The organism is Citrobacter sp. TBCS-14 (genome assembly GCF_005280805.1).
Classification (GTDB): domain Bacteria; phylum Pseudomonadota; class Gammaproteobacteria; order Enterobacterales; family Enterobacteriaceae; genus Citrobacter; species Citrobacter gillenii.
The window spans coordinates 1-226 of the sequence record NZ_SZWM01001281.1 but is presented as its reverse complement, the minus strand read 5'-3'; the positions used below and the strand labels follow the sequence as shown (position 1 = coordinate 226).

Genomic DNA, 226 nt, shown 5'->3' with positions numbered 1-226 from the left:
CTACCAGGGTATCTAATCCTGTTTGCTCCCCACGCTTTCGCACCTGAGCGTCAGTCTTTGTCCAGGGGGCCGCCTTCGCCACCGGTATTCCTCCAGATCTCTACGCATTTCACCGCTACACCTGGAATTCTACCCCCCTCTACAAGACTCTAGCCTGCCAGTTTCGGATGCAGTTCCCAGGTTGAGCCCGGGGATTTCACATCCGACTTGACAGACCGCCTGCGTG

At 57.1% G+C, this 226-nt stretch carries 1 rRNA gene; it reads right to left on the bottom strand.

The annotated features are described in order from the left end of the window. Window positions 1–226 (bottom strand): 16S ribosomal RNA (locus FDX22_RS27375); the annotation flags it as partial.